Origin of the sequence: Acinetobacter sp. YH12116, from assembly GCF_013418895.1 — a bacterium.
In the GTDB taxonomy this organism is placed as follows: domain Bacteria; phylum Pseudomonadota; class Gammaproteobacteria; order Pseudomonadales; family Moraxellaceae; genus Acinetobacter; species Acinetobacter indicus.
On sequence record NZ_VPBE01000056.1, the window covers coordinates 1 to 5509 of the forward strand.

General features: G+C 41.7%; 6 protein-coding genes. 5 read left to right on the forward strand and 1 reads right to left on the reverse strand.

Translation table 11 applies throughout. The annotated features are described in order from the left end of the window. On the forward strand, positions 1-149 hold a 149-nt coding region (locus FTU54_RS14860), incomplete at its 5' end, for a helix-turn-helix domain-containing protein (protein WP_180074893.1). Positions 150-238: 89 nt separating this feature from the next. Here the strand turns inward: FTU54_RS14860 and FTU54_RS14865 are convergent. Continuing rightward, complete coding sequence (locus tag FTU54_RS14865) at positions 239-739, reverse strand: plasmid replication DNA-binding protein (protein WP_180074894.1); 501 nt, start codon at positions 737-739, stop codon at positions 239-241. 332 nt (positions 740-1071) lie between these two features. Here FTU54_RS14865 and FTU54_RS14870 point away from each other — a divergent pair, with 332 nt between their 5' ends. The 4 genes from FTU54_RS14870 to FTU54_RS14885 form a co-directional block, all read left to right on the forward strand. Continuing rightward, a complete protein-coding gene (locus FTU54_RS14870; RefSeq protein WP_180074895.1) occupies positions 1072-1296 on the forward strand; it encodes an AlpA family transcriptional regulator in 225 nt (74 codons plus the stop codon). A 1-nt stretch (position 1297) separates the two neighbouring features. Next, the gene (locus FTU54_RS14875) at positions 1298-3994 is read left to right on the forward strand and encodes a hypothetical protein (RefSeq protein ID WP_180074896.1); all 2697 of its coding nucleotides are present in this window, start codon (positions 1298-1300) and stop codon (positions 3992-3994) included. A 356-nt stretch (positions 3995-4350) separates the two neighbouring features. Continuing rightward, the gene (locus FTU54_RS14880; RefSeq protein ID WP_180074897.1) at positions 4351-4503 is read left to right on the forward strand and encodes a hypothetical protein; all 153 of its coding nucleotides are present in this window, start codon (positions 4351-4353) and stop codon (positions 4501-4503) included. Positions 4504-4931: 428 nt separating this feature from the next. Beyond that, positions 4932-5509: recombinase family protein (locus tag FTU54_RS14885; protein ID WP_180074898.1), on the forward strand; the 578-nt coding region annotated here is incomplete at its 3' end.

Sequence of the window (5509 nt, forward strand, 5' to 3'; positions counted from 1 at the left end):
GATATAAACCAACAGGCAAGAAAGCAGACACGGCAAAGCATAAGCGGATCTTAGAACTGGCAGCACTTGGCAGCATGACAAAAGACGAAATAGCCAAAGCGGTAGGCGTGGGCGTTGCTACTGTTTACAGGGTATTAAAAGCAGGGTGATGCTTTTAGGGTTTTAGGGAGAATCCCTAACAAGTCCCCGTGACATGATGCAGCATAGCGGAATTGTGGCCACAGGGTAGGCTTGCTTATCACTTCAGAAACGCTTTAAGACCACGATCTAACCGATCAAACAAGCCACGTTTTTTAGGTTGTTTCATTGTGTCATTTTGCGCCGTTGCATCATGTTGCTTTGTGGCGTTGCTATTTGCTTCATACGGCGTTTCATTGTGTTGCATGGCTTGATCTATGGGCGTTTCGGTATCGTTGCATGTTGTTGCTTCAGGACGTTGCGCGGACGTTTCAGGTGCAACAAGTAGCCTTTGCAAGTGATTAATCTGATTGTCCTTTTGCTCAATTTGCTTCTTTAAAAATAACAATTCACGTTCTAATACTTCCACGAGCTTTGATTCTTTTTCGGGTACAGGTGCAGCTTCAGCCGTTGGAGCTTCACCAAAGACGCGGATCACTTCAGCAAGATCAAACAGGCCATTGCTTAAACGCGACAGCTTGCCATTGCTTACAGCCCTATAGATTGTGGTTCTATTGACGTTAAAGCGTTTGGATACTTCAGTTAGGGAGAGTTGAGCCATATTTTTTCTGTTTTATTGCTTTAAAATCTTAGTTTTGTATTGTAGTCTAGTTTTCATAGGTTCAGGTTATTGCTTATGTTTTTTGTGATATGTGCAAAATTTTCGACATCGCAGAAAACAAAAAAGCTCACAATTTGCCGTTGTGAGCTTGATTGCAGATCCGAAGATCTAAAATAAATTGCTACAGTGTTCAGTTTCGCAGACCCACACTAAGCTAATCATAATACTATTAATAGTATTATGTTGACATTGTATCTTGATAATAATATCAGCGCAATAGCTTGTGCATCTGAACGAACACAGTAGCCCTTTGATTTAAAAAGAGGTTACACATGCACCAATTACAAAACACCATCACAGCCCCGCAAATTGCTCAAATAATCAAACGCCGTACTATCACTGTGCAGCGTTGGGCAGAATCAGGAAAGCTACCCAAGCCTATTTGCCGTTTCGGTATAACTTACGTTTGGGATAAGTCCGAAGTATTTAAAGCCCTTGAAAGTCTAGGATACCCAACGCCGTGTAATGCCACTGCCCTAAATGAGGGAGTGCTATAACATGAACACAAAAACAGAGCAAATTGCTGTAACCGTTGTAACAAGTGAACGCCCAACAGTTTTAACAAAGACCTACCAATTAATTGACGGCGTTATACAGCAGCCAAAGACCACAGCGAACATGGTGCAAGGCACAGGCATAACAAAGACGTTTAAAGATATTAATGAACTGGCGGAAATCCTGACGGGTTTAAACACCAATCAAGCTATGACTTGGGGCATTGTACCTGACAAACAAACAGACACGCCGTTTCAGATATTCAGCAAAACCGAGTATGAGAAACAAGGACAGCCACAAAACGCCGTAACACGTACAAAAGACTTCTTTAGATGGGGAGATTTTGGCGGCGTGATGATGCTTGATTTTGACTTTAAAGATGAAAGTAAAGCACTAAGCAAAGAGCAGATCATAAAGACACTGTATGACGTCATACCGTCACTTAAGAACGCCGCTTATATGTGGTGGTGCAGTAGTAGCAGCTTTATCTATAACGGCGAACAGCAGCACACTGGATTGCGTGGACAGCGTGTTTATATCCTTGTGCAAGATGCAGCAGATATAGAACGGGCAGGCAATGTATTGTTTAACCGTTTGTGGCTTGCGGGATATGGCCATATTGAAATCAGCAAAGTAGGATCGTTCCTAACCAAAGCAATAATTGATAGCAGCGTTTGGCAGCCTAGCAGATTAGATTTTATTTCAGGTGCAAATTGCATTGCCCCAGTTGAACAAAAACGCCCACAGCCTGAAATTCATAACGGCGCACCTTTAGACACAAAGGCGGCATTGCCTGACCTGACGGCGATAGAATTGGCGGAAGTTAAAGCCATGCAAGCCAAAGCAAAGGCTGAATTAAAGCAGGAAGCCGATTTTATTAAGGCTGAGTTTATTGTAGACAAGGCTTTAGATAACCTAAAAAAACAAGGCTTCACAGCCCCCAACGAAGCACAGATTGAACATGCACAGAACACCGTTAGACGGGCAACGGATAGCGACACTTTAACGGGTGATTTTGTTGTTTATCTAAATGATGGGCAGGCTGTAACCGTTGGGGAAATCCTGGACAGCCCTAGTAAATATCACGGCAAAGGGACAAAAGATCCACTTGAACCTGATTATGACGGCGGGCGTACCGTAGGGCGTTTATATCTGTTTAATGGGCAGCCTAACCTATACAGCCAAGCACACGGCGGGAAGTCTTATAAGCTAATCAGACAGCCCAAAGAAATTGAACACAAAAACGGGAAAGCATTTGAAACAGTACAGGACACCTTGCGACTGTTAAAAGAAATGCCTGATTTTTTCGATATGGGCGGGCAGTTGGTGACAATTCATAACGGGGCAGTGAAGAACATCACAGCAGATTTATTGCCTTATTATCTGTCATCTTTTATTCAATATTTCACTTGGAAGCCAAAAGGCAAAGAGCAGCTTCAAAAGGTTTTAATTGATCCACCAATCACTGTAATTAAACAGATCCTTGCTTTAGGTGACGCACGTGGGCTTAAACAATTAAAAGCAGTGATCACAGCACCAGTAATAACGCCACAGGATCACGTTATAACCCGTGCAGGATATGACAAAGAAACGCAGCTTTATTTGGCTACCAATGAACAGCCGCCAATCATTCCTGACAAGGTGACAGGTCAAGACGTGCAGGCAGCTTATGAAAAGCTAATGCAGCCATTTAGCGATTTTCCATTTGTTAATCCAATTGATCGGGCAGTTTGTTTATCTGCAATCCTTACGTCAATTATCCGCCCCGTTGTAGAAACAGCCCCCGCCTTTGCAATTGACGCCCCAAAACAGGGAACAGGAAAAACATACTTGGCGCAGTGCATAGGCTATTTAGGCACAGGCGTTGTACCCTCACCAATGCCGCCAATTGACAGCAAAAATGATGAAGAAATCAGGAAGCGTTTATTTTCTGAATTAATCAGAGGATCACGGAATATTCTTTGGGATAACGTCATGGGCATTTTTAACAGTGCATCTATGGCATCATTTTTGACAGCTTCAACATTTACAGATCGCACGCTTGGTAAAAGTGAAACAATCGAGCTACCTAATAGAGCAATGTTTCTTGTGACAGGTAATAACTTACAAGTTGCAGGCGAACTACCTAGACGTGTTTTAACATGCCGCTTAGATCGGCAGACTGAAAACCCAATAGAACACGTTTTTAAGTTTAATGCGTTGGATCACTTGAAACGACACAGGGCGGAAATGGTTAAAGCAGGCTTAACTATCATTAGAGGTTATTTGCAGAATAATCCTGACGGTTTTATATCTGACAAAACAGCTTCTTTTGAAGACTGGGACACCTTAGCCCGTCAGCCCGTTGCATGGTTAGCTCAATTTATAGCTGGGTTAGATGATCCAAAGATAGTTATTAATGAAGCAGTCAAACAAGACCCCGAGCAAGAAATTTTAGGGGAGTTGCTGAGAGCCATTTATAAAGAATACGGCACAGCATGGTTTGAAGCACGGCAGCTAGCAGAAGTCAGTACGCCTGAGCATGGTTTTGGTAATACTCATTTGTATGAATTACTGTCAGAGATCACGCAAGGCAGGCTAAACAGCCGAAGCATTGGACGGGTTTTAAGATTCCGCCGTGACCGTATTGTAGATGGTTTAAAACTGTCTTTTATGAAGTCAGGAAAACACGCGGCACAGTTTAGAGTAACCGAAATTTAAACCCCCGCACCTTTATAAGCAAAATAGATTAGACCGCCTACAATTGGCGGTTTTTTTTATATAGACCAATGAAAATAGGTTTTTAGGGTGAAAATGGGGGTTTAAGGGGTTTAAGGGGTTTAATTACACCTAATACGATTTGAAAAGTTAAGTTAAAATTTATTTTATAGTAAGCCCAAAATAACCCCCTATACCCCCTATACCCCTTTTTTGAATAAATACAGCTATAAAAAAAGCCCAATTAGGTACAGAGCAATAGACCTAAAAGAGCTTTGTTTGATTTTATCTTGATTACGTTACACTATCAAAGCAGGCGAGCATGACACAGTACGCCGTAAAAAATAGAGGGGCAGATTATGGAATTTGAAATAGATTGCGGCTTAGATTTAGAACTGGATTTGGATTTGGATTTAGATGAATTTTCCGAGCAGCTAGAAGCAGATTTTGAATCAGCAGTGCAATTGCTAGGTGAGGATCTAAACATAGATTTGGATTGTATAAAGTTTTAGCCTAAGCACTTCCACCTCTATAAAAAGGAGTTTTCGGCTATCTTTAGATTGCTATAAAACCATTGAACAGCTTATTTTTGCGACCCCCTAAAGGGACTAGCTATTTTCGGAGCATTACGAGCAGAGTTTTCGGATAGGTACGCGCGCGGACTTGATAAAACTTGATATTTCTGTAGTCCATAAAAAAGGGATCTAGCATCCTGAACGTGTAATTTTTCGACCCCATAAAAAAGGATATGATTTTTCTGACATCTAGCACGGCGTAGCTATTGCCGACATCCCCAAAATTGGGGAGATCAAAAGCCTATCATTGGACTATACCCAAAAGATAAGTGATAAATAGCAATATAATTCTATCATTAGACTATCAATGTTAATTAAATGACATTATTATCATAATACCTAGACAAAGATAGTTAAACGATAAAATGAATACTCGAATTTATGTTAGAGCATCCACAAAAGAACAAGATGCAGAACGCGCCCTAGACAGCCTTAGAGCCTTTGCCGTTGGATTAGGTCATAGCGTTACTGAATACATTGAAAACCACACAGGAACGAAACTAGAACGCCCACAGCTTAATAAGTTGCTAGATGAATCAAAGGACGGCGATATTTTACTGGTTGAGAGCGTTGATAGGCTTAGCCGATTAACTCAAGACGACTTCAGCACGTTAAAGCAGCGTATTAAAGACAAAGGCTTGCGCTTAGTTGTTCAGGATCTACCAACGACCCATGCCTTAATAAATGCGACAGACGACATTACAAACGCGGTTTTAAGCGTTGTAAACAATATGCTTATTGATCTACTGGCCACAATGGCGCGCCTAGACAACGAGAAACGCAAGGAACGTATTAAACAAGGTTTAGAGAGATCAGGATATAAACCAACAGGCAAGAAAGCAGACACGGCAAAGCATAAGCGGATCTTAGAACTGGCAGCACTTGGCAGCATGACAAAAGACGAAATAGCCAAAGCGGTAGGCGTGGGCGTTGCTACTGTTTA